This window comes from Leclercia sp. CFBP8987 (assembly GCF_034044995.2).
Taxonomy (GTDB): domain Bacteria; phylum Pseudomonadota; class Gammaproteobacteria; order Enterobacterales; family Enterobacteriaceae; genus Enterobacter; species Enterobacter tamurae.
This window is the reverse complement of the sequence record NZ_CM188255.1, coordinates 233,614-256,516: the sequence shown is the minus strand read 5'-3', so window position 1 is coordinate 256,516 and position 22,903 is coordinate 233,614. Positions and strand designations below refer to the sequence as shown.

The following is a 22,903-nucleotide window of genomic DNA, read 5'->3' as shown; positions in this document are numbered from 1 at the left end:
TGTCAAATAAGGAGACTGAGCGACGTTGAACCACCTCATGTATCCACAGCACATCACCAAAAAGGATGGCAGATATGAATATCAAGACTGGCGCACGCGTTTTCGCATTGTCCGCCCTTGCAGCAATGATGATCTCCGCTCCGGCGCTCGCCAAAATTGAAGAAGGTAAGCTGGTAATCTGGATTAACGGCGATAAAGGCTACAACGGCCTGGCCGAAGTGGGTAAAAAATTCGAGAAAGACACCGGCATCAAAGTTACCGTTGAACACCCGGACAAGCTGGAAGAGAAATTCCCGCAGGTTGCGGCGACCGGCGACGGCCCGGACATTATCTTCTGGGCGCATGACCGTTTCGGCGGCTATGCACAGTCTGGCCTGCTGGCGGAAGTCTCCCCGGATAAAGCCTTCCAGGACAAACTGTTCCCGTTCACCTGGGATGCCGTACGTTACAACGGCAAGCTGATCGCTTACCCGGTCGCGGTTGAATCCCTCTCCCTGATCTACAACAAAGACCTCGTACCGAACCCGCCGAAAACCTGGGAAGAGATCCCGGCTCTGGATAAAGAGCTGAAGGCGAAAGGTAAGAGCGCGCTGATGTTCAACCTGCAAGAGCCGTACTTCACCTGGCCGTTGATTGCTGCCGATGGCGGTTACGCGTTCAAATTTGCTGACGGCAAATACGACGTGAAAGACGTCGGCGTGGACAACGCAGGGGCGAAAGCCGGTCTGACCTTCCTGGTTGACCTGATCAAGAACAAGCAGATGAACGCGGATACCGATTACTCCATCGCTGAAGCGGCCTTCAACAAGGGCGAAACCGCGATGACCATCAACGGTCCGTGGGCGTGGTCCAACATCGACAAGAGCAAGATTAACTACGGCGTGGCGGTGCTGCCAACCTTCAATGGCAAGCCGTCTAAACCCTTTGTTGGCGTGCTGAGCGCCGGTATCAACGCCGCCAGCCCGAACAAAGAGCTGGCGAAAGAGTTCCTCGAAAACTACCTGCTGACCGATCAGGGTCTGGAAGAAGTGAACAAGGACAAACCATTGGGTGCCGTGGCGCTGAAATCCTTCCAGGAAACGCTGGCGAAAGATCCGCGCATCGCCGCCACCATGAGCAACGCCGAGAAAGGCGAAATCATGCCGAACATCCCACAGATGGCTGCCTTCTGGTATGCCACCCGTACTGCGGTGATCAACGCCGCCAGCGGTCGTCAGACTGTGGATGCCGCGCTGAAAGATGCTCAGGGTCGTATTACCAAGTAAGACTGGCTGTAACCCCCTCATCCCGGCCTTCTCCCTCAAGGGAGAAGGAGAAAACCGCCCCCTCTCCCTCAGGGAGAGGGTTGGGGTGAGGGTTGTTTAATTGTTGTAGAGGAAGATCCCCATGGATGTCGTTAAAAAGAAACACTGGTGGCAAAGCGACACGCTGAAATGGTCAGTGATTGGTCTGCTGGGCTTGCTGGTGGGTTACCTTATCGTTGTAATGTACGCCCAGGGGGAGTACCTGTTTGCCGCCATGACGCTGATCTTAAGCGCGGTCGGCCTCTATATTTTCGCCAATCGTAAAGCCTACGCCTGGCGTTATGTCTATCCAGGCGTGGCCGGGATGGGACTGTTTGTCCTGTTCCCCCTGATCTGCACCATCGCCATTGCCTTCACCAACTACAGCAGCACCAACCAGCTCGCGCAAGAGCGCGCCCAGCAGGTGCTAATGGATCGTTCCTATCAGGCTGGTAAGACCTTCAACTTTGGCCTCTACCCGTCCGGCGACGAGTGGAAGCTGGCCCTGACCGACGATGCCGCAGGCAAATACTACGTTTCCGACGCCTTTAAATTTGGCGGCGAGCAGAAACTGGCCCTGAAAGAGGCCGACGCCCTGCCGGAAGGGGAACGCGCTAACCTGCGTGTTATCACCCAGAACCGTCAGGCGCTGACCCAGATTACCGCCGAGTTGCCAGACGAAAGTAAAGTCATTATGAGCTCGCTGCGCCAGTTCTCCGGCACCCGCCCGCTCTACACGCTGGGCGATGACAGCACGCTCACCAATAACCAGACCGGCGTGAAGTACCGCCCGAACAACGAGATTGGCTTCTACCAGTCTGTGAATGCCGACGGCAACTGGGGCGACGATAAACTGAGCCCGGGCTATACCGTCACCATCGGCTGGGACAACTTTACCCGCGTCTTCACCGACGAAGGCATTCAGAAACCGTTCTTCGCTATCTTTGTCTGGACCGTGGTCTTCTCGGTACTGACCGTGATCCTGACCGTGGCCGTCGGGATGGTGCTGGCCTGCCTGGTGCAGTGGGAAGCGTTAAAAGGGAAAGCGATCTACCGCGTCCTGCTGATCCTGCCGTATGCCGTGCCGTCGTTCATCTCGATTCTGATTTTCAAGGGTCTGTTCAACCAGAGCTTTGGTGAAATCAACATGATGCTGAGCGGGCTGTTTGGCATCAAACCGGCCTGGTTCAGCGACCCAACCACCGCTCGCACCATGATCGTTATCGTCAACACCTGGCTCGGCTATCCGTACATGATGATCCTGTGCATGGGGCTGCTGAAGGCTATCCCGGATGACCTGTACGAAGCCTCGGCGATGGACGGTGCGACCCCGTTCCAGAACTTCTTTAAGATTACGCTCCCGCTGCTGATCAAGCCGCTGACGCCGCTGATGATCGCCAGCTTCGCCTTTAACTTTAACAACTTCGTGCTGATTCAGCTGTTAACCAACGGTGGCCCGGACCGTCTCGGCACCACCACGCCAGCCGGTTATACCGACCTGCTCGTGAGCTACACCTACCGTATCGCCTTCGAAGGCGGCGGTGGTCAGGACTTCGGTCTGGCGGCGGCGATTGCCACCCTGATCTTCCTGCTGGTAGGCGCGCTGGCGGTGGTAAACCTGAAAGCCACACGCATGAAATTCGACTAAGGAGGGCACAGAATATGTCTATGGTCCAACCCAAATCTCAGAAGCTGCGCCTCTTCGCCACGCACTTAGGCCTGCTGATTTTTATCGCGGCGATCATGTTCCCGCTGCTGATGGTTATCGCCATCTCCCTGCGTTCGGGTAACTTCGCCACCGGGAGCCTGATCCCGGAGCAAATCTCCTGGGAGCACTGGAAACTGGCGCTGGGCTTCAGCGTGGAACACGCTGATGGCCGCGTCACGCCGCCGCCGTTCCCGGTCCTGCTGTGGCTGTGGAACTCGGTGAAAGTCGCCACCATCACCGCGATCGGTATCGTGACCCTCTCCACCACCTGCGCCTACGCATTTGCCCGTATGCGCTTCAAGGGGAAAGCGACGCTGCTGAAAGGGATGCTGATTTTCCAGATGTTCCCGGCGGTACTGTCGCTGGTGGCCCTGTACGCCTTGTTTGACCGCCTCGGCCAGTACGTGCCGTTTATCGGTCTGAACACCCACGGCGGGGTGATCTTCGCCTACCTCGGCGGGATTGCGCTGCACGTCTGGACCATCAAGGGCTATTTCGAAACCATCGACAACTCGCTGGAAGAAGCAGCCTCGCTGGATGGCGCCACCCCATGGCAGGCGTTCCGCCTGGTGCTGCTGCCGCTCTCCGTGCCGATTCTGGCGGTGGTCTTTATTCTGTCGTTTATCGCCGCCATCACTGAAGTGCCGGTCGCGTCACTGCTGCTGCGTGATGTGAACAGCTACACCCTGGCGGTAGGGATGCAGCAATACCTCAACCCACAAAACTACCTGTGGGGCGACTTTGCCGCAGCCGCCGTCCTTTCCGCTATCCCGATCACCGTCGTGTTCCTGCTGGCCCAGCGCTGGCTGGTGAACGGCCTGACCGCGGGGGGCGTGAAAGGGTAAGTTCCATCGTTATGCCACTGCAACCCTCAACTTTGCCTTGATGTACTAATCCAACTTGTGACTGTTTTCGGCGGCCCTCGGGCCGCCCTTTTTTATTCCCGTTTCAGTCGCTTCGAGTTGCACAGCCAGAGTGTGACCACCAGCAGCAGGATAGCCGCCGAGTAGAGCAGCACGTCGAGGGGCGATTTATGATCGACGATAATCAGTCGCACAATCGCGGTGATGCCAATGTAGACAAAGTAGCGCAGCGGGAAGTGAAAGCCAGACTGAAAGTACTTGACGATCAGGGCGATAAATTCGAAGTAGAGAAAGTAAACCACCAGCCCTTCAACCAGCTCGTATTTGCTGGTTTGCTCAGGGGCAAAAAGCACATCAGCCAGATGTACCGTCTCTTTACCGAGGAAGACCACCAGGATCAGGCCAAGGCTCAGCAGACCCAGGTTCAGCACGGTCTGCAGAATGGTTGAGATAAACTCAACGCGTGGGCGAGTCAGGGATGTCATACAGCACCTCATTCTCCGGGGCGAGGTTCCTGTATAACGCAAAAATGTGACGGGGATCTATATTTTTTGTTTATGTTTTGTGCAGATCTGCCGGGCGGCACTTCGTTTGCCCGGCCTACGGGGTTTTGTAGGCCCGGTAAGCGTAGCGCCACCGGGCACACAGACCACAGCAGACTTACTTATGCACGCCAGGCTTTATAACGGTTAATCAGACCGTTGGTGGAGCTGTCGTGGCTGTTGATATCCTGGTTATCACCCAGCTCTGGCAGAATGCGGTTTGCCAGCTGTTTGCCCAGCTCAACGCCCCACTGGTCGAAGGTGAAGATGTTCAGGATCGCGCCCTGGGTGAAGATTTTGTGCTCATACAGGGCTATCAGCGCGCCCAGGCTGAACGGGGTGATCTCACGCAGCAGGATGGAGTTGGTCGGACGGTTGCCTTCGAACACTTTGAACGGCACCACGTGGTCCAGGGTCGCCGGATCTTTACCCTGATCGCGATACTCTTGCTCAACCACATCACGCGCTTTACCGAACGCCAGCGCTTCAGTTTGCGCGAAGAAGTTCGACAGCAGCTTCGGATGGTGATCGGACAGTGGGTTGTGGGTAATGGCCGGGGCGATAAAGTCGCACGGAACCATTTTGGTGCCCTGGTGGATCAGCTGATAGAACGCATGCTGGCCGTTGGTACCTGGCTCACCCCAGATGATGGGGCCGGTCTGATAATCCACGGCGTTGCCGTTACGGTCAACGTATTTGCCGTTGGATTCCATGTTGCCCTGCTGGAAGTAGGCCGCGAAACGGTGCATGTACTGGTCGTACGGCAGGATCGCTTCGGTTTCGGCACCGAAGAAGTTGTTGTACCAGATGCCGATCAGCGCCAGCAGCACCGGCAGGTTTTTCTCTGCCGGGGTGGTGGCGAAGTGGTTATCCATCGCATGCGCGCCGGAGAGCAGCTCAACAAAGTTGTCGTAGCCCACGGAGAGGATGATCGACAGACCGATAGCTGACCACAGGGAGTAACGACCGCCCACCCAGTCCCAGAATTCAAACATGTTGGCGGTGTCGATGCCGAACTCGCCTACTGCTTTGGCATTGGTGGAGAGCGCCGCGAAGTGTTTCGCTACGTGCTGCTGATCACCAGCTGTTTCCAGGAACCAGTCGCGCGCGCTGTGGGCGTTGGTCATGGTTTCCTGAGTGGTGAAGGTTTTGGACGCCACCAGGAACAGGGTGGTTTCCGGATTGACGTTTTTCAGCACTTCGGCGATGTGGGTACCATCGACGTTAGAGACAAAGTGCATGTTGAGGTGGTTTTTGTACGGACGCAGCGCTTCGGTCACCATGAACGGGCCGAGGTCGGAGCCGCCGATACCGATGTTCACCACGTCAGTGATCGCCTGGCCGGTATAGCCTTTCCAGCTACCTGAGATGATCGCTTCAGAGAAGGTCTTCATCTTTTCCAGCACCGCGTTCACTTCCGGCATCACATCTTTGCCGTCAACGATAATCGGCGTATTGCTACGGTTACGCAGGGCCACGTGCAGCACAGCGCGGTCTTCGGTGCGGTTGATCTTCTCACCGGAGAACATGGACTTGATGGCACCGCTCAGATCGGTCTCTTTCGCCAGATCCTGCAGTTTTGCCAGCGTCTCTTCAGTGATGCGGTTTTTGGAAAAATCTACCAGCATCTGATCGTCGAAGGTCGCGGAGAACTTGCTGAAACGATCGGCGTCTTTCGCGAACAGCTCCGCGATGGTGACGTCTTTCATTTCATCAAAGTGTTTCTGTAATGCCTGCCAGGCTGAAGTCTGCGTTGGATTGATATTTTTCATAGCAATACTCTTCTGAATTGAGAATTGTGACCTCGGTCGATTGTAGCCTCTGTCGCTAAAAATTGTGATGGTTTTTATGCCATTGGCCTGGCCTGTATCAAGTGCGGCGCAAAAGCTCCAAAAGTATAGCTGTTATAAGTCCTGTTTCTCATATGGAAGGCAGCATGAAAAATCCGCATAATCCCGGCGTTGACAGGATCCCCTGCACATTTTATTTATACACACGGTATTTGCGCCTGCACCGATAAAACTATTTTGTCCTTGTGCCATGGTCGCTTTTTTCCTTCCCTGACACGAGGTTGTTATGACGAGTTTTGTTGTCGCCAAATTTGGCGGTACCAGCGTGGCCGATTTTGATGCCATGAACCGCAGCGCCGATGTGGTGCTGGCCGATCCTGATACCCGCCTGGTGGTGTTGTCCGCTTCGGCTGGCGTCACTAATCTGTTGGTCGCCCTTGCTGAAGGGCTGGAAGCGAGCGAGCGCCAGGCGAAGCTCGCAGCGCTGCACAAAATTCAGTTCGATATTCTTGGCCGTCTGCGCAATCCGAGCGTGATCAGCGAAGAGATTGAGCGCCTGCTGGAAAATATCATCACCCTGGCGGAAGCGGCCTCGCTGGCAACCTCCACCGCTCTGACCGACGAGCTGGTCAGCCACGGTGAGCTGATGTCGACCCTGCTGTTTGTTGAAGTGCTGCGCGAGCGTAACGTTCAGTCGCAGTGGTTTGACGTGCGTAAAGTGCTGCGCACCAGCGACCGCTTTGGCCGTGCCGAGCCGGACGTTACCGCCATTGCCGAACTGACCACCCAACAGCTGGCGCCGCGTCTGGCTGAAGGGATTGTCATCACTCAGGGCTTTATCGGCAGCGAAGCCAAAGGCCGTACCACCACGCTGGGCCGTGGCGGCAGCGACTACACCGCAGCCCTGCTGGGTGAAGCCCTGCAGGCCTCCCGCGTCGATATCTGGACGGACGTACCGGGTATCTACACCACCGACCCGCGCGTGGTGCCAGCGGCAAAACGTATTGACGTGATCGCCTTTGAAGAGGCCGCTGAGATGGCGACCTTTGGCGCGAAAGTGCTGCACCCGGCGACGCTGATGCCTGCGGTACGCAGCAATATCCCGGTCTTCGTCGGTTCCAGCAAAGATCCAAAAGCGGGCGGCACTATCGTGTGCAACACCACTGAAAACCCACCGCTGTTCCGCGCCATCGCCCTGCGTCGCAAGCAGACCCTGCTGACCCTGCACAGCCTGAGTATGCTGCACTCCCGCGGCTTCCTGGCCGAAGTGTTTAGCATTCTGGCGCGCCACAGCATTTCGGTGGATCTGGTGACCACCTCAGAAGTGAACATCGCCCTGACCCTGGATACCACCGGCTCAACCTCTACCGGGGATACCCTGCTGACCCAGTCCCTGCTGATGGAGCTGTCGGAACTGTGCCGCGTCGAGGTGGAAGAAGATCTCGCCCTGGTGGCCATCATCGGTAACGAGCTGTCCCGCGCTAGCGGCGTGGGCAAAGAGGTGTTTGGCGTGCTGGATCCGTTTAACATCCGCATGATTTGCTACGGCGCATCCAGCTACAACCTGTGCTTCCTGGTACCAGGCCATGAAGCCGAGCAGGTCGTGCAGAAACTGCATCACAATTTATTTGAGTAACAGGAAAGGGCCCGGGAAACCGGGCCCTTTTTTTATCCCGCCAGCACCGTTCTCAGCAGCAGCGAATCCAGCGAGGCTATCTTGCCATCCCGGCTGTCCGGCAGCGTGGGCGGGTTTTCGCCTCGCGCCAGCTCCCGGGTGATGAATGCGTGCAGCAAGGGGCGTCTCGGGCCGTACTGCGCCTCTCCCCCACGCTGTTTTATCGCCAGCAGCGCATCGATCTCCTGACGTAACGGCGTATCGAGATCGCTTCCCGCCAGCAGTTCGGCAAAGCGCATCGGCGGCATACCTTTTCCGGCCTCTATCCAGCGCACCGCTAACAGTGGACGCAGGACGTAAAAGTACTTCTTCAGCCGCACCTCTTCGCCCTGTAAATAACCGCGGAAGTTTTTGCGCGCCATGGAGTAGTAGTGCCAGCGCGCACGAACCGGGGAAAACCAGGCGGGTACCTGTGCGCGTAGTTCTGTTATCACGGTTTCGCTCTGCTGATAGACCACCGGCGAATCCAGCCACTCGATAAGCGTAGGGTTAGCCGCTTTCAGCAGGCCAAGCGCCTTGCGCCACTCCCAGCCGCTCACGTCCAGCTCGTCGTCGATAGGCAACTCGATCACGTCCCGCTGCGGCTCTACGCGCAAATACCAGTCAGGTTTATGCACATACAGGAAGCGCACGTCATAATCGCTATCCGGCGACGCAAAGCCCCAGCCCCGGCTGCCCGATTCACAGGCGTACAGCACGGTCACATTAAATCGTTGTTCTATTTCGTTGAGTTGCTGCCGCACGCGCTCGCGCATGACAGTATCTACACCATTATCAGCCATCTGCTTTATCCTTTTACACATACCACCTGGCGCAACGTATGGACGATTTCGACCAGCGACGACTGCGCCGCCATGACCGCATCGATGTCTTTATAGGCCATCGGGATCTCATCGATGACCTCGTTGTCTTTTCTGCACTCGACGTGGGCCGTGGCGCGGATCTGATCGGCCACGGTGAAGCGTTTTTTAGCTGCCGTGCGGCTCATCACCCGCCCTGCCCCATGACTGCAGGAGCAGAAGCTCTCTTCATTGCCCAGACCGCGCACAATGAAGCTCTTCGCCCCCATCGAGCCGGGGATGATCCCCATCTCGCCCTTCTGCGCCGACACCGCCCCTTTGCGCGTCACCAGCACCTCTTCACCAAAATGACGCTCTTTCTGCACATAGTTGTGATGGCAATTCACCGCCTCCTGCTGGGTCAGGAAAGGCTTTGGTACGATGCGCGACAGCGCGGCCAGCACCCGCGACATCATCGCCTCGCGATTATGGCGGGCAAAATCCTGCGCCCACTCCACGGCTTCGATGTAGTCGTTATAGTGCCGGCTCCCCTCCTGGAAATAGGCCAGGTTCCTGTCCGGCAGGTTGGCGATGTGCTGCTGCATATCCTTCTGCGCCAGGGCGATAAACACGTTGCCGATCGCGTTGCCCACGCCACGCGAGCCGCTGTGCAGCATGACCCACACCCGTTGCTGCTCGTCCAGACAGATCTCGATAAAGTGATTCCCGGTGCCCAGTGTCCCCAGGTGCTGATGGTTATTGGTTTTCAGCAGTTGCGGATACTTATCCGTCAGCCGTTTGAAGCGCGGCGCCAGCTGTCGCCAGTGGTTATCCACTTCATCCGGCGTCTTTTCCCACGCCCCTTTGTCGCGACGGGAGCGGGTGTTGGTACGCCCGTGTGGCACGGCCTGTTCAATGGCGCTGCGCAGTCCGTGGAGGTTATCCGGCAGATCGCCTGCCAGCAGTGAGGTCCGCACGGCGATCATCCCGCAGCCGATATCCACCCCTACCGCCGCGGGAATAATGGCCCCTTTGGTGGGAATTACGCTGCCAATGGTGGAGCCTTTTCCGAGATGCACATCCGGCATTACCGCCAGATGTTTAAAAATAAACGGCATCTTCGCGGTATTCAGCAGTTGCTCGCGCGCCTCTGGCTCAACGGGCACCCCGTGCGTCCACATTTTTACCGGGGCGCTGTGTTGCGCCTTTAATACATCAAAATCATTCTGTTTCATGGTGCTCACCCTCAGGGCTGTCTGTTACTGAGAAGTATTGCCAGAAGCGTGCCAGATTACTCACCCTGTTCATAAAAAAGATATGCCATTGATTGTGCTATTTTTTGTCTTCAACACTATTCCGGGCATTGCGTAACCCGCAGAACCTTTTTATCTTTTAGTATCGATTTTTATCTTTCAGGATAAACATGAAAAAGCGGCGAGTGGTTATTGGGGTCCTGGGTACGGTGATGGACAAACGCGGCAAGCGGGCCAACCGCTTACGCAAATGGCGCCCAACGGTCGCGCTTTGCCAACAGCCCGATCTCCCCGTCGACAGGCTTGAACTGCTCCACCAGCCCCAGGATCGGGGGATGGCGGAACAGCTAACGGAAGATATCAGGCTGCTCTCACCCCATACCACCGTGCGCCCGTGTCCCGTAACCATCGCCGATCCCTGGGATTTTGAAGAGGTCTACGCCGCGTTTCTCGATTTCGCCACACGCTATAAGTTTGACACCGAAAATGAAGAGTACCTGGTGCATATCACCACCGGCACCCACGTCGCGCAGATCTGCTGGTTTTTGCTGACCGAAGCGCGGTACCTCCCCGCCAGCCTGATCCAGACCGGCCCCGCCAGCAGGGATGCGCCGGAAGAGGCCGTGCCCGTCGGACGTTACTCGATCATCGATCTGGATTTAAGCCGCTATGCCACGCTGACCAGCCGCTTTCAGCGTGAACAGCAGGAATCCGTTTCGTTCCTGAAAGCCGGGATTGATACCCGCAATGCCACCTTTAACGCCTTAATCGATCAGATTGAACGTGTGGCGCTGCGCTCGACCGCTCCTGTTCTGCTGACTGGCCCAACGGGGGCCGGAAAATCCTTCCTCGCCAACCGTATCTACCAGCTTAAGCAATCCCGCCATCAGCTGACAGGCAGGCTGGTGGCGGTAAACTGCGCCACGCTGCGGGGTGATAACGCCATGTCGACCCTTTTCGGTCATGTCAAAGGCGCCTTTACCGGAGCAGCAACGGCCCGCGCCGGGCTGCTACGTGAGGCCGACGGCGGCGTGCTGTTTTTAGATGAGATCGCCGAACTGGGCCTCGACGAACAGGCCATGCTGTTGAAGGCTATCGAAGAAAAAACCTTCTTCCCCTTTGGCTCCGACAAAGAGGTCAGGAGCGATTTTCAGCTGATTGCCGGCACGCACCGGGATATGCGTCAGTGGGTAGCGGAAGGCCGTTTCCGGGAGGATCTCTTCGCCCGTATCAATATGTGGAGTTTTGCCCTGCCCGGCCTGGCGCAGCGCCGGGAAGATATCGCCCCGAACGTGGAGTACGAACTGCAACGCTTCGCAGCCGAAGCCCAGTCTCAGGTTCGCTTCGACAAAGAGGCGCGCGAGCGCTATCTGCGTTTTGCTGACTCGCCTCAGGCGTTATGGCGGGGTAACTTTCGTGAACTGGGCTCCTCGGTGGCGCGGATGGCCACGCTTGCGGATCAGGGGCGCATCACCTTAGCGCTGGTTGAGGAAGAGATTGCCAGGCTGCAGGCGAACTGGCAGACCGCCACGCTATCAGTGGCGATGGAACTCGATCTCTTCGACCAGCGGCAGCTGGAAACCGTGCTGGAGGTGTGCCGCCGTAGCGCCTCATTATCCGAGGCCGGCCGCGAACTCTTTGCGGTCTCCCGGATGAAAAAGGTCAATCCTAACGATGCCGACAGGCTGCGCAAATATCTCGCCCGCTTTGGGCTGAGCTGGGAAAGCCTGCACCCGGGATCATGAAGAAAATTTGGTTGAATAAAATTAGTTAGCAGGATAAACACTATCTCTAAGCCGGGCTCGAACCCGGCTTTTTTATAACTACATGACACAACACAATCGCAAGGAATCCGTATGTTATCCGCCATCACCCGGCTGTTCCCGTTATGGGCGCTGCTGCTCTCTGTATTAGCGTATTACACCCCAACCACTTTTACTCCTATCGGCCCGTGGGTCACCACGCTGCTGATGCTGATCATGTTCGGCATGGGCGTACACCTGAAAATCGACGATTTTAAACGCGTCCTGTCACGCCCGGCGCCGGTCGCGGCAGGGATTTTCCTGCACTACCTGGTGATGCCGCTGGCGGCATGGTTGCTGGCTATTGCTTTTAAGATGCCGCCGGATCTTTCCGCCGGGATGGTACTGGTGGGCAGCGTCGCCAGCGGGACGGCCTCCAACGTGATGATCTATCTGGCGAAAGGCGATGTGGCCCTGTCGGTGACCATCTCTTCTGTCTCCACGCTGGTGGGCGTAGTAGCGACCCCGCTGCTGACGCGTCTGTACGTGGATGCCCACATTCAGGTGGATGTGATGGGGATGCTGCTGAGCATTCTGCAGATCGTGGTGATCCCGATTGCGCTGGGGCTGGTTATCCACCACCTGTTCCCGCGGCTGGTGAAAGCCGTGGAGCCGTACCTGCCAGCATTTTCAATGCTGTGTATTCTGGCGATCATCAGCGCCGTGGTGGCCGGTTCTGCGGCGCATATCGCCTCGGTTGGTTTTGTGGTGATTATCGCCGTGGTGCTGCACAACACTATCGGCCTGCTGGGCGGTTACTGGGGCGGGAAGCTGTTCGGCTTTGACGAATCCACCTGCCGCACGCTGGCGATTGAGGTGGGGATGCAAAACTCTGGCCTGGCCGCGGCGCTCGGCAAAATCTACTTCTCGCCGCTGGCGGCACTGCCGGGCGCGCTGTTCTCGGTATGGCATAACCTGTCCGGCTCGCTGCTGGCAGGTTACTGGTCGGGTAAGCCGATCGATGACCAAAAGAAACGCGATGTGGTGAAGGAAAGTTAATTCAGCTTCGCGACAGCGAAGGCATGCTTTACACTGAAGCCTCGTCCACAGGAGGCTTCAGGTATGTCCACACCGAGATTGACCCAGAAAGAGATGACGGAAAGCGAGCAGCGCGAACTGAAAACCCTGCTCGATCGCGCCCGTATCGCCCATGGCCGACTGCTGACCAACGCCGAAACCAATCACGTTAAAAAAGAGTACATCGATAAACTGATGGCTCAGCGTGAAGTGGAAGCCAAAAAAGCCCGCAAACTTAAAAAAGAGCAGGCTTATAAAGTGGATAAAGAGGCAACGTTTTCCTGGTCGGCCAGTACCCCAACCCGTGGAAGGCGCTGATTAGCGCCCTTTCTTTTTGCGCCCTGGCTGGGTAAAGCGTTTTCCGTTCCCGGCCGGTTTGGCTTTGCTTTTCTCTTCCCCCTGCGGGGCTTTAACCACCGGGCGTTTAATGCCCTGCGTTTTCGGTTTTGCCTTCGCTTTCGGCTTCGCTTCTGAGGACGAATTCTCGATCAGCTTAAACAGCTCAATCAACTCATCCCCGGTCAGATCGCGCCATTCACCCAGCGGGATGCCGGAGAGACTAACGTTCATGATGCGGGTACGTTCCAGCCTGGTCACTTCGAAACCAAAATGTTCGCACATGCGGCGGATCTGGCGGTTTAAGCCCTGAACCAGGGTGATACGAAACGCGAACGGCGCTTCTTTCTTCACCTTGCACTTTTTCGTCACCGTACCGAGGATCGGCACGCCCGCCCCCATCCCGCGAATAAAGTCGTCCGTGACCGGCTTGTTGACCGTGACGATGTACTCTTTCTCGTGGTCGTTACCGGCCCGCAGGATTTTATTCACCAGATCGCCGTGGTTGGTGAGGAAAATCAGCCCCTGGGAGTCTTTATCCAGACGGCCAATCGGGAAGATACGGCTGCTGTGGTTGACGAAATCGACGATGTTGTCGCGCTCGCCATCCTCTGTGGTACTGACAATGCCAACCGGTTTATTCAGCGCGATAAACACCAGGTCTTCTTCGTCCCGGGGCTCGATCAGTTGACCATTCACTTTGACCACGTCGCCAGGGGCGACCTGATCGCCGATGGTGCCGCGTTTACCATTGATAAACACGTTGCCCTGTTCGATGTAACGGTCAGCCTCGCGACGCGAGCAGATCCCGCTCTCGCTAATGTATTTGTTTAATCGGGTGGATTGAGTTGGCAGCATAATTTCTCCTGTAGAGGCGAAATATACCTTAGGTTGCGGGCAACAAAAATGGGTTAGTATCCATTGATGAGAAAATCGAGAGCATCCCGTAATGCGGTTCGTTCATGGGTTAAAGCAGCAATACGCTCGCCGACCTCCTTTGCCGGGATCCCCGCCATCATATGCGTCATCACCACATGTGGCTTTTCGGCTATGTCGACAACAGGACAAATTTTGGCAGGTGGTTTATTACCTGACAATTGAGCTAATTCGATCGCTGGCGCCACCAGCACATGCTTTAACACACTGGCTATCGGGTGCTGAAGATTAACCAGATAAGGATAAACTCCTTTTCCGGGTCCTTTATTCTGGTACGCGAAGAACTGTTCCATCAGAACGATCGCTGAAAATCACTGAATGAGCCGTTTTCATCTACCCACTGATTAACCGCTTCAATGGAAGAGGCGTTGTCCTGCAACCACTCCGCCCGTTTATTTTCACGAAATTTCTCCATCAACGCTTCGGTCAAAACTGCGGACAGGTTGATGTTAAGTTGACGTGCATGCTCCAGTACCTCTGGCGACAGAGAGACATTCACAGATTTTTTAATGCCTGGTCTGGTGCGCATGATAACTCCCGTAGCAATGCGCATGATGTGTTGCAGCGTAGCGTAGTAAATGAGCATTTTCTATACCCTCCGGGAAAATAAGGGCTTCACGGTAGCGTGCCAGAGGACTGTCGTCACGCCCCGCAGTTCACTTCTGCGAGGCGTTATCCAGATTAATACTCATCCCGGCCATCATCTTCATCCGGCTGCTCCATCACGCTGTACGCCACCGCGCAGAACAGGGAGTTGAGACGTTTCATATCCCCCAGCAGCCCCATATGCAGGGAGCTGGTCTCGATACTTTGCACGTTCTGCTGGTGCAGCCGGTCAACGTGCGCGTGGGAATAGCGGCGGTTGAGAATGCGGAAACGGTGCTTGTTACGGCGCAGACGACGGGCGCTGGCCAGATCGCTGGAGAAGAAGACTGACATCGCCAGCTTCAGGTTGGCGAGCAGCTGATCGTGCAGCGCATCCAGCTCTTTAACGCCTTCGAGGGAAAACGCCCGGCGAGCCGCCAGCGATTTATCCGCAATTTCACTCCCCATGCGCTCGACAATATCGGAGGCCTGCTCGAGGTTGAGCGACATCTCGATGATCTCCGCCCAGCGACGGGACTCCTCCTCCGCCAGCTCATCTTTTGGCATCCGCGCCAGATAGAGCTTGATGGCGGTATAGAGCACGTTGATGTCATCCGCGAGCTTGCGCAGCTCTTTCTCTTCTCGCGGTTCGCCGTGCATCACCTTTTTCAGCCCCTCCAGCATCTGCTCCATGGCATCGCCCATGCGCAGCGTTTCCCGGGCGGCATTAGCCAGTGCCAGCGCCGGGGTATCCAGGGCTGAAGTGTCCAGATGCTTGGGTTTCAGGCGCGCATCCAGCTCGGGTTCATCACGGATAATTCGTTCACAGAATCGTGCCATCACGCCGGCAAAGGGCACCATCACCACGCAGCGCACCAGGTTGTAGAAGACGTGGAAGTAGATCACCAGCTCCGATTTCGGCAGCGGCAGGTTGTCCATCAGATTCGCCAGCGGATAAATGAACGGCAGAATGGCCAGGCTACCCACCAGCTTGAACAGCAGGCTGCCGAGCGCCACGCGACGGGCTGCAGCGTTAGCGGCGCTGTTGTTGAGTACTGCCAGCAGGCCGGAGCCAAGGTTGGCGCCAATCACCAGACAAAGCGCCACCGGGAAGGAGATGATCCCCGCCGCGGTGAGTGTGGCGGTTAACAGCACAGCCGCCAGGCTGGAGTAACTGATCAGGGCAAACACCGCGCCAATCAGCGCATCCAGCAGGATATCGCCGGTCAGCGAGGCGAAAATGACCTGAACGCCGCTGGCCTGGGTGATAGGGGTGACGGCCTGGACGATCAACTCCAGCGCCAGCAGAATCAGACCAAGGCCAATTCCCACGCGTCCCAGCTGACCGGCGCGGGTCTGCTTGCGGCCAAGGAAGAAAATCACGCCGATGAAAATCAGCAGCGGCGACAGCCAGGAGAGATCGAAGGTTAACACGCGCGCCATCAGGGCGGTGCCGACATCAGCGCCAAGGACAATCACCAGCGCAGGGGTCAGCGCCACCAGATCCTGAGCCACAAATGAGGTGACCAGCATGGTGGTGGCGTTGCTGCTTTGCACCAGCGCGGTCACGCCAATGCCGGCGCAGAAGGCGAGCGGCTTTTTCTCAACGCTGCGGCTGAGGACGGTACGTAAACGGGCACCAAAAACACGCATCACGCCGGTACGGACAATGTGCGTGCCCCAGACCAGCAACGCCACGGCAGAAAGCAGATGTAGCAGAGTCAGCACGGATGTAGGTTCTCCTTTTCGTTATCAGTTCCTTAAGCCCATGCCAGAAACGCCGGATGGCGCTTCGCTTATCCGGCCTACGCCTGACCTGAGCTCTTCTCAAGTATAAGGGGTCAAACGTAAGAAAGAGACAGGGCACCCTGTAGGTGCCCTGTTTGTTGTAAGGAAACGTGACCTTAATCCGCGTCGTACCCCAGATTCGGTGCCAGCCAGCGCTCAACTTCAGAAACGCTCATCCCTTTACGCAGAGCATAATCCTCCACCTGATCGCGCTGGATCTGCGCCACGGCGTAATACTTGCTGTCAGGATGGCTGAAATACCAGCCGGACACCGACGCCCCCGGCCACATGGCGAAGGACTCGGTGAGTTTCATCCCGGTATGGGTTTCAACATCCAGCAGCTGCCAGATGGTGCCTTTCTCGGTATGTTCCGGGCAGGCCGGGTAGCCTGGCGCCGGGCGAATGCCCTGGTAGTTCTCGCGGATCAGCTCCTCGTTGCTGAGGTTCTCGTTCGGCGCATAGCCCCAGTGCACTTTACGCACCCGCTCATGCAGGTATTCGGCAAAGGCCTCGGCCAGACGGTCGGCAATCGCTTTGACCATGATTTTGTTGTAATCATCGTGCTGCGCTTCAAAGGCCTCCGCCAGCGCGTCCTCCTCCAGCCCACCGGTGACGGCAAAGGCACCGATGTAGTCCGCTTTGCCGCTCAGCTTCGGCGCGACGAAATCGGCCAGACAATAGTTGGCGAAACCGACCTTCTCGGTCTGTTGACGCAGATGATGGCTGACCGTCAGTACATAGGTGCGGGTTTCATCGCGATAGATTTCGATGTCATCCCCCACGCGGTTGGCCGGGAACAGCCCTACCACGCCGCGCGGGTTGAGGGTTTTCTCAGCGCTGAGCTGATCGAGCAGGTCATTAGCGTCTTTAAACAGGCGCTGGGCCTCTTCACCCACCACCTCATCTTCGAGAATGCGCGGGTATTTTCCGGCCAGCGACCAGGTCATAAAGAACGGTGTCCAGTCGATGTAGTTGCGCAGGGTCTCGATGCTGGCCGTGACCTCCTGCACGCCCAGACGATGGGCAACCGGCGGCGTATAGCTTGACCAGTCAAAGGCCAGGTCGTTATCCCGTGCCGCGGCCAGGGTTACCGGCGGGGTACGCGGCTTTTTGCGCGCGTGCTGGATACGCACCGTTTCGTACTCTTTGCGGGTTCGGGCGACAAAGTCGTCCCGCTGGGTTGCCGACAGCAGCGCCGAAACCACGCCCACCGTGCGCGAGGCGTTCTGCACATACACCGTCGGCCCGCTGTAGTTCTGCTCGATCTTCACCGCGGTGTGCGCTTTCGAGGTAGTCGCGCCGCCAATCAGCAGCGGCAGGGTAAAGCCCTGGCGCTCCATCTCTTTCGCCACGTTGACCATCTCGTCCAGCGACGGGGTGATCAGCCCGGAGAGGCCTATCAGGTCGGCATTCACTTCCCGCGCGGTTTTGAGGATTTTATCCGCCGGAACCATCACGCCCAGATCGATAATCTCGTAGTTATTACACTGCAGCACCACGCCGACGATGTTTTTGCCGATGTCATGCACGTCCCCTTTCACGGTGGCGATCACCATCTTGCCGTTACTGGAGCCTTTTTCTTTACTGGCTTCGATGTAAGGTTCCAGGTAAGCCACCGCCTGTTTCATTACGCGGGCGGATTTGACCACCTGCGGCAGGAACATTTTGCCTTCACCGAACAGATCGCCCACCACGTTCATGCCGTCCATCAGCGGGCCTTCAATCACCTCAATCGGACGCGCGGCCTGCTGGCGGGCCTCTTCGGTATCCAGCTCGATAAACTCGGTGATGCCTTTTACCAGCGAATATTCGAGACGCTTTTTCACGTCCCAGGAACGCCACTCCGCCTGCTGCACGTTGGCGCTGTCATCGGCTTTGCTGCCGCGATATTTTTCGGCCAGCTCCAGCATGCGCTCGGTGGCGTCGTCGCGACGGTTGAGGATCACGTCTTCAACGCCGTCGCGCAACTCCGCTGGCAGGTCGTCATAAATCGCCAGCTGGCCGGCGTTAACGATCCCCATGTCCATCCCGTTACGGATGGCGTAGTAGAGGAACACCGCGTGGATCGCCTCACGCACCGGGTCGTTACCGCGGAACGAGAACGAGACGTTGGAGACACCGCCGGAGATCAGGGCATGCGGCAGCTCGCGTTTGATGTCTTCGCAGGCGCCGATAAAGTCCTGGGCATAGTTGTTGTGCTCTTCGATCCCGGTCGCAACGGCAAAAATGTTCGGGTCAAAGATTATGTCTTCCGGTGGGAAGCCGACCTCTTCGGTCAAAATCTGGTACGCGCGGCGGCAGATCTCAATTTTGCGCTCACGGGTATCGGCCTGGCCGACTTCATCAAAGGCCATTACCACCACGGCGGCACCGTAGCGGCGCACCAGTTTGGCGTGATGGATAAAGGGCTCAACCCCCTCTTTCATCGAGATGGAGTTGACGATGCCCTTGCCCTGGATGCACTTCAGGCCTTTCTCGATCACTTCCCATTTTGAGGAGTCGATCATAATCGGCACGCGGGCAATGTCCGGCTCACCGGCAATCAGGTTGAGGAAACGCACCATCGCCGCTTCGGCGTCGAGCATCCCCTCATCCATGTTGATATCGATAATTTGCGCGCCGCTCTCTACCTGCTGGCGGGCAACATCCAGCGCTTCGCTGTATTTCTCTTCTTTGATCAGGCGCTTGAATTTCGCGGAGCCGGTGACGTTGGTACGTTCCCCGACGTTCACAAACAGGCTGTCATCGCCGATGTTCAACGGTTCAAGGCCAGCAAGGCGGCAGGCAACCGGCAGCTCGGGCAATTTACGCGGTGGCAGCCCCGCCACGGCATTGCTCATGGCGGCGATATGCTCTGGCGTGGTACCGCAGCAGCCGCCGACAATATTCAGGAATCCGGATGCTGCCCACTCGCGGATCTGCTCCGCCATCGTCGCGGCGTCGAGATCGTATTCACCAAAGGCGTTTGGCAGGCCAGCGTTCGGGTGGGCGGTCACGTAGCAATCAGCGATACGGGACAGCTCCTGCACATACTGGCGCAGTTCGTCCGGCCCCAGGGCACAGTTCAGGCCGAAGCTCAGGGCATCGGCATGGCGCAGGGAGTTGTAAAACGCCTCGGTGGTCTGCCCGGAGAGGGTACGGCCAGAAGCATCGGTGATGGTGCCGGAGATCATGATCGGCAGGTCCACGCCCAGGGCGTCGAACTCCTCTTTAACCGCATAGATTGCGGCTTTGGCGTTGAGGGTATCGAACACCGTCTCGATCATGATCAGATCGGAACCGCCTTCCACCAGCGCGCGGGTCGACTCGCGGTACGCGGCCACCAGCTGGTCAAAGGTGACATTACGGAACGCCGGATCGTTCACATCCGGTGAGATAGAGGCGGTGCGGTTGGTCGGGCCAAGTACCCCGGCAACGTAGCGCGGTTTCTCTGGCGTGCGGGCCGTCCACTCGTCGGCACAGGCACGCGCCAGTTTGGCCGCCTCGTAGTTAATCTCCGCCGACAGGGATTCCATCTGATAATCCGCCATGGCGATGGTTGTCGAGTTGAAGGTGTTGGTCTCAACGATATCCGCACCCGCCTCGAAATAGGCGTAATGAATGGCGGCGATAATCTCTGGCTTGCTGAGCACCAGCAGGTCGTTGTTACCTTTCAGATCGCAGGGCCAGTCGGCGAAGCGGTCGCCGCGAAAGTCGTCTTCACTCAGACGATAGCTCTGGATCATGGTGCCCATACCGCCATCCAGCACCAGAATGCGTTCATTTAACTGCGCACGAAGTTGATCTACTTTGCTGCTCACACTTGCTCCCGACAACGCTCAACCAGGCCAAAAGGCCAGCAGACCATACTGGCATAATCTTGCAAAGGGGAAAAGTCACACCGCGGTAACATGAGACATGTTCACTATAACTCCTCCGATCAGTAAGGATAGCGGTTGCAAAACAGCCAAATAAAACGAAAATGATTTCCACGATACAGAAAAAGGAGCCTGTCATGGTTGCCACCGTTCCCGCTAAACGCGGCAGAAAACCTGCCGCCGCAACCGCCCAGCCGGGCGGACAAGTCCAGTCCCTGACGCGGGGCCTTAAACTGCTGGAGTGGATAGCCGAGTCGCACAGCAGCGTGGCGCTCACCGAGCTGGCCCAGCAGGCAGGCCTGCCGAACTCCACTACCCATCGCCTGCTCACCACTATGCAGCAGTTGGGCTTTGTCCGTCAGGTGGGCGAGCTGGGGCACTGGTCCGTGGGCGCCCACGCGTTTATCGTCGGCAGCAGCTTTTTGCAGAGCCGTAACCTGCTCGCCATCGTCCATCCGATCCTGCGCAAGCTGATGGAAGATTCCGGGGAGACGGTCAACCTGGCGGTGCTCGACCAGAGCGATCACCAGGCGATTATTATCGACCAGGTGCAGTGCACCCAGCTGATGCGCATGTCTGCGCCGATTGGCGGCAAGCTGCCGATGCACGCCTCCGGGGCAGGAAAAGCGTTCCTCTCCCAGCTCAGCGAGGAGCAGGTCACCGGGCTGCTGCACCGCAAAGGCTTACATGCTTATACCCACGCGACGCTGGTTTCCCCACTGCATCTGAAAGAGGATTTAGCCCTGACGCGCAAGCGCGGCTACTCCTTTGATGATGAAGAGCATGCCCTCGGTCTGCGCTGTCTTGCCGCCTGCATTTATGACGAGCATCGTGAACCCTTTGCCGCCATCTCCATTTCCGGGCCAATCTCGCGAATGACCGACGATCGCGTGACCGAGTTGGGGGCGCTGGTGATCAAAGCGGCGAAGGAAGTGACGCTGGCGTATGGTGGGATTCGTTAAGTCGTGTATCTGACGCTAAACCGCTGCTTGCGCCGGTAAGCATACACATCTTCCACATGCCCGTTCTGGATGCGCGTCTGCAGGCTCCGCCAGTAGTCAGCGCGAAACAGATCGGCATGCATCTCTTCAAACAGCGCTCCGATGCGCGGGTCAGCGCAGAGCCAGTGCCGAAACTCCTCCGGGAAAACGTCCCCCGGCGAGACGCTATACCACGGCTCGCTGGCGAGCTCATCCTCCGGATAACGCGGGGGCGGGATCTGGCGGAAATTCACTTCCGTCATGTAGCAGATTTCGTCGTAATCGTAGAACACCACCCGCCCGTGCCGGGTGACGCCGAAGTTTTTAAACAGCATATCGCCCGGAAAGATGTTGGCCGCCGCCAGCTGGCGGATAGCGTTGCCATATTCTTCTATCGCATCGTGAAGCGCCTGCCCCTCCACCTGCTCCAGCCAGATATTGAGCGGCACCATCCGCCGTTCGATATAGAGATGGCTGATGGCGATCCGGTCGCCCAGATCGGTAATCTTGCCAGGCGCTTCCTGCAACAGCAGCGCCATCAGTTCCGGCGCAATCTGCCGCTTATCCAACACGAAGTTCTCAAACTCCTGGGTATCCGCCATTCGCCCGACGCGATCGTGCTCCTTCACCAGCTGATAGCAGGCGCGCACGTGGGCGGCCGTCATCTCTTTTTGCGGGGCGAATTTATCCTTAATCACCTTAAACACCCGATCAAACCCCGGCAGGGTAAAGACCAGCATCACCATGCCGCGAATGCCCGGCGCCTCGATAAACTGCTCATCAGCACGGTTGATATAGTGCAGATACTCCCGGTAACTCTCGGTTTTGGCGTGTTTCTGGCAGCCTATCGCCATGTACAGTTCGGCGGTGGTTTTACCCGGCAGGATCTCCCGCAGCCACTCTACCAGCGCCCCCGGCAGCGGGGCATACACCATAAAATAGGAGCGGGCGAAGCCGAAAACGATGCTCGCCTCGGAGCTGGTGGTCAGACAGGTATCGACCGCCAGCTCCCCTTCATCGCTGCGGTGAATGGGCAGCAAAAACGGCAGCGTGACGTCCGGCGTAATCAGCTTACCTACCAGCCAGGCGGCTTTGTTGCGATAGAACAGTTCGTTAGCGATTTGAAGATGGCAGTTCTGCAGGTTATCGGTCCCGAGCGTTTCCGAGAGATGAGCAATGATATACCCGACATCACGCGGGCGATTTTGCCACGGCAGACGCAGGGGCAGATCGGCTAACACCTTGGTTAACAGCGCCTCCCAGCCGTGCTCGGGAAAAAATGCTTTCGCCAGCGGACGCGGCAAGGCACGAAGGCGTTGCTCAGGCTGAGAGCTAAAAATAAAGAGCCGCTCCGGTGACAGGGAACGGTGGTCAAACAGCCGACAATAGACGGAATTGAAAAAGCTTTCCGCAATTTCAAAGCGAGGGTAATCCGGCAGCAGATGGGTGTAATGCTCTTTCACCTGCAGCAAGAATGCGGCATCGGTACTGGTGTGGCCGGTGATGCAGCGCAATTGCTCCACCACCAGGCCAACGTGATGATCGTAAAGGTGGATACGCTGCTTCATGGCCTGCTGCACCGCATGCCAGTCGGCCTGCTCAAAGCGCTGCTGCGCCCCAGACGTCACTTCAAGGAAACGACCATACTGGGCATCAAAGCCCTGCAGGATGGTTTGTGCAATCAATAATTCCAGGCCACGCGACATTGA

Annotated in this window: 18 protein-coding genes; 8 read left to right on the top strand and 10 right to left on the bottom strand. The window is 57.4% G+C overall.

Features of this window, described 5'->3' with window-relative positions; genetic code table 11:
• The first annotated feature begins 74 nt into the window (after positions 1 to 74).
• The 3 genes from malE (at position 75) to malG (ending at position 3,836) form a co-directional block, all read left to right on the top strand.
• Positions 75 to 1,265: a maltose/maltodextrin ABC transporter substrate-binding protein MalE gene (malE, locus tag SOM40_RS01205; RefSeq protein WP_106993919.1), complete on the top strand. Its 1,191-nt coding sequence runs from the start codon at positions 75 to 77 to the stop codon at positions 1,263 to 1,265.
• Positions 1,266 to 1,386: 121 nt separating this feature from the next.
• Positions 1,387 to 2,931: a maltose ABC transporter permease MalF gene (gene malF, locus SOM40_RS01200; RefSeq protein WP_166181271.1), complete on the top strand. Its 1,545-nt coding sequence runs from the start codon at positions 1,387 to 1,389 to the stop codon at positions 2,929 to 2,931.
• Positions 2,932 to 2,945: 14 nt separating this feature from the next.
• The gene (gene malG / locus SOM40_RS01195) at positions 2,946 to 3,836 is read left to right on the top strand and encodes a maltose ABC transporter permease MalG (RefSeq protein WP_106993917.1); all 891 of its coding nucleotides are present in this window, start codon (positions 2,946 to 2,948) and stop codon (positions 3,834 to 3,836) included.
• 92 nt (positions 3,837 to 3,928) lie between these two features.
• Here the strand turns inward: malG and psiE are convergent, their stop codons facing one another.
• Positions 3,929 to 4,339 carry a phosphate-starvation-inducible protein PsiE gene (gene psiE, locus SOM40_RS01190; RefSeq protein ID WP_103825384.1) on the bottom strand — a complete coding sequence of 137 codons (411 nt, stop codon included), beginning with the start codon at positions 4,337 to 4,339 and terminating at the stop codon, positions 3,929 to 3,931.
• 179 nt (positions 4,340 to 4,518) lie between these two features.
• Positions 4,519 to 6,168: a glucose-6-phosphate isomerase gene (pgi, locus tag SOM40_RS01185; protein ID WP_166181269.1), complete on the bottom strand. Its 1,650-nt coding sequence runs from the start codon at positions 6,166 to 6,168 to the stop codon at positions 4,519 to 4,521.
• A 304-nt stretch (positions 6,169 to 6,472) separates the two neighbouring features.
• Here pgi and lysC point away from each other — a divergent pair, with 304 nt between their 5' ends.
• Positions 6,473 to 7,822 (top strand): lysine-sensitive aspartokinase 3, encoded by a 1,350-nt coding sequence (lysC, locus tag SOM40_RS01180; protein ID WP_106993914.1) that lies wholly within the window; start codon positions 6,473 to 6,475, stop codon positions 7,820 to 7,822.
• A gap of 32 nt (positions 7,823 to 7,854) precedes the next feature.
• Here the strand turns inward: lysC and SOM40_RS01175 are convergent, their stop codons facing one another.
• A complete protein-coding gene (locus SOM40_RS01175) occupies positions 7,855 to 8,643 on the bottom strand; it encodes a nucleotidyltransferase domain-containing protein (RefSeq protein ID WP_320529800.1) in 789 nt (262 codons plus the stop codon).
• 5 nt (positions 8,644 to 8,648) lie between these two features.
• Complete coding sequence (locus tag SOM40_RS01170; protein WP_261644503.1) at positions 8,649 to 9,875, bottom strand: RtcB family protein; 1,227 nt, start codon at positions 9,873 to 9,875, stop codon at positions 8,649 to 8,651.
• Positions 9,876 to 10,063: 188 nt separating this feature from the next.
• Between SOM40_RS01170 and rtcR the strand changes: the two genes are divergently transcribed.
• The 3 genes from rtcR to SOM40_RS01155 all read left to right on the top strand — a co-directional run bounded on the left by rtcR (position 10,064) and on the right by SOM40_RS01155 (position 13,030).
• Positions 10,064 to 11,638 (top strand): RNA repair transcriptional activator RtcR, encoded by a 1,575-nt coding sequence (gene rtcR, locus SOM40_RS01165; protein WP_261644501.1) that lies wholly within the window; start codon positions 10,064 to 10,066, stop codon positions 11,636 to 11,638.
• A 111-nt stretch (positions 11,639 to 11,749) separates the two neighbouring features.
• Positions 11,750 to 12,694 (top strand): ketopantoate/pantoate/pantothenate transporter PanS, encoded by a 945-nt coding sequence (gene panS / locus SOM40_RS01160; RefSeq protein WP_225759806.1) that lies wholly within the window; start codon positions 11,750 to 11,752, stop codon positions 12,692 to 12,694.
• Positions 12,695 to 12,757: 63 nt separating this feature from the next.
• Positions 12,758 to 13,030 (top strand): YjbD family protein, encoded by a 273-nt coding sequence (locus SOM40_RS01155; protein ID WP_106993910.1) that lies wholly within the window; start codon positions 12,758 to 12,760, stop codon positions 13,028 to 13,030.
• On the opposite strand, the gene rluF is transcribed toward SOM40_RS01155, so the two are convergent.
• From rluF to metH, 5 genes are all read right to left on the bottom strand, one after another.
• Positions 13,031 to 13,906 (bottom strand): 23S rRNA pseudouridine(2604) synthase RluF, encoded by an 876-nt coding sequence (gene rluF / locus SOM40_RS01150; RefSeq protein ID WP_320529799.1) that lies wholly within the window; start codon positions 13,904 to 13,906, stop codon positions 13,031 to 13,033.
• A gap of 53 nt (positions 13,907 to 13,959) precedes the next feature.
• Positions 13,960 to 14,277 carry a CcdB family protein gene (locus SOM40_RS01145; protein ID WP_320529798.1) on the bottom strand — a complete coding sequence of 106 codons (318 nt, stop codon included), beginning with the start codon at positions 14,275 to 14,277 and terminating at the stop codon, positions 13,960 to 13,962.
• Positions 14,277 to 14,570 (bottom strand): type II toxin-antitoxin system CcdA family antitoxin, encoded by a 294-nt coding sequence (locus SOM40_RS01140; RefSeq protein WP_320529797.1) that lies wholly within the window; start codon positions 14,568 to 14,570, stop codon positions 14,277 to 14,279. Before SOM40_RS01140 ends, SOM40_RS01145 begins: the two co-directional genes overlap by 1 nt.
• Positions 14,571 to 14,665: 95 nt before the next feature.
• Positions 14,666 to 16,297 (bottom strand): Na/Pi cotransporter family protein, encoded by a 1,632-nt coding sequence (locus SOM40_RS01135; RefSeq protein ID WP_261644496.1) that lies wholly within the window; start codon positions 16,295 to 16,297, stop codon positions 14,666 to 14,668.
• A gap of 176 nt (positions 16,298 to 16,473) precedes the next feature.
• Complete coding sequence (metH, locus tag SOM40_RS01130; RefSeq protein WP_320529796.1) at positions 16,474 to 20,157, bottom strand: methionine synthase; 3,684 nt, start codon at positions 20,155 to 20,157, stop codon at positions 16,474 to 16,476.
• A gap of 194 nt (positions 20,158 to 20,351) precedes the next feature.
• Here metH and iclR point away from each other — a divergent pair, with 194 nt between their 5' ends.
• Complete coding sequence (gene iclR / locus SOM40_RS01125) at positions 20,352 to 21,176, top strand: glyoxylate bypass operon transcriptional repressor IclR (protein ID WP_146145521.1); 825 nt, start codon at positions 20,352 to 20,354, stop codon at positions 21,174 to 21,176.
• Here iclR and aceK read toward each other — a convergent pair.
• Positions 21,173 to 22,900, bottom strand: coding sequence for a bifunctional isocitrate dehydrogenase kinase/phosphatase (aceK, locus tag SOM40_RS01120; protein ID WP_320529795.1), 1,728 nt, complete (start codon positions 22,898 to 22,900; stop codon positions 21,173 to 21,175). The genes iclR and aceK overlap by 4 nt on opposite strands.
• Between the last annotated feature and the right edge of the window lie 3 nt (positions 22,901 to 22,903).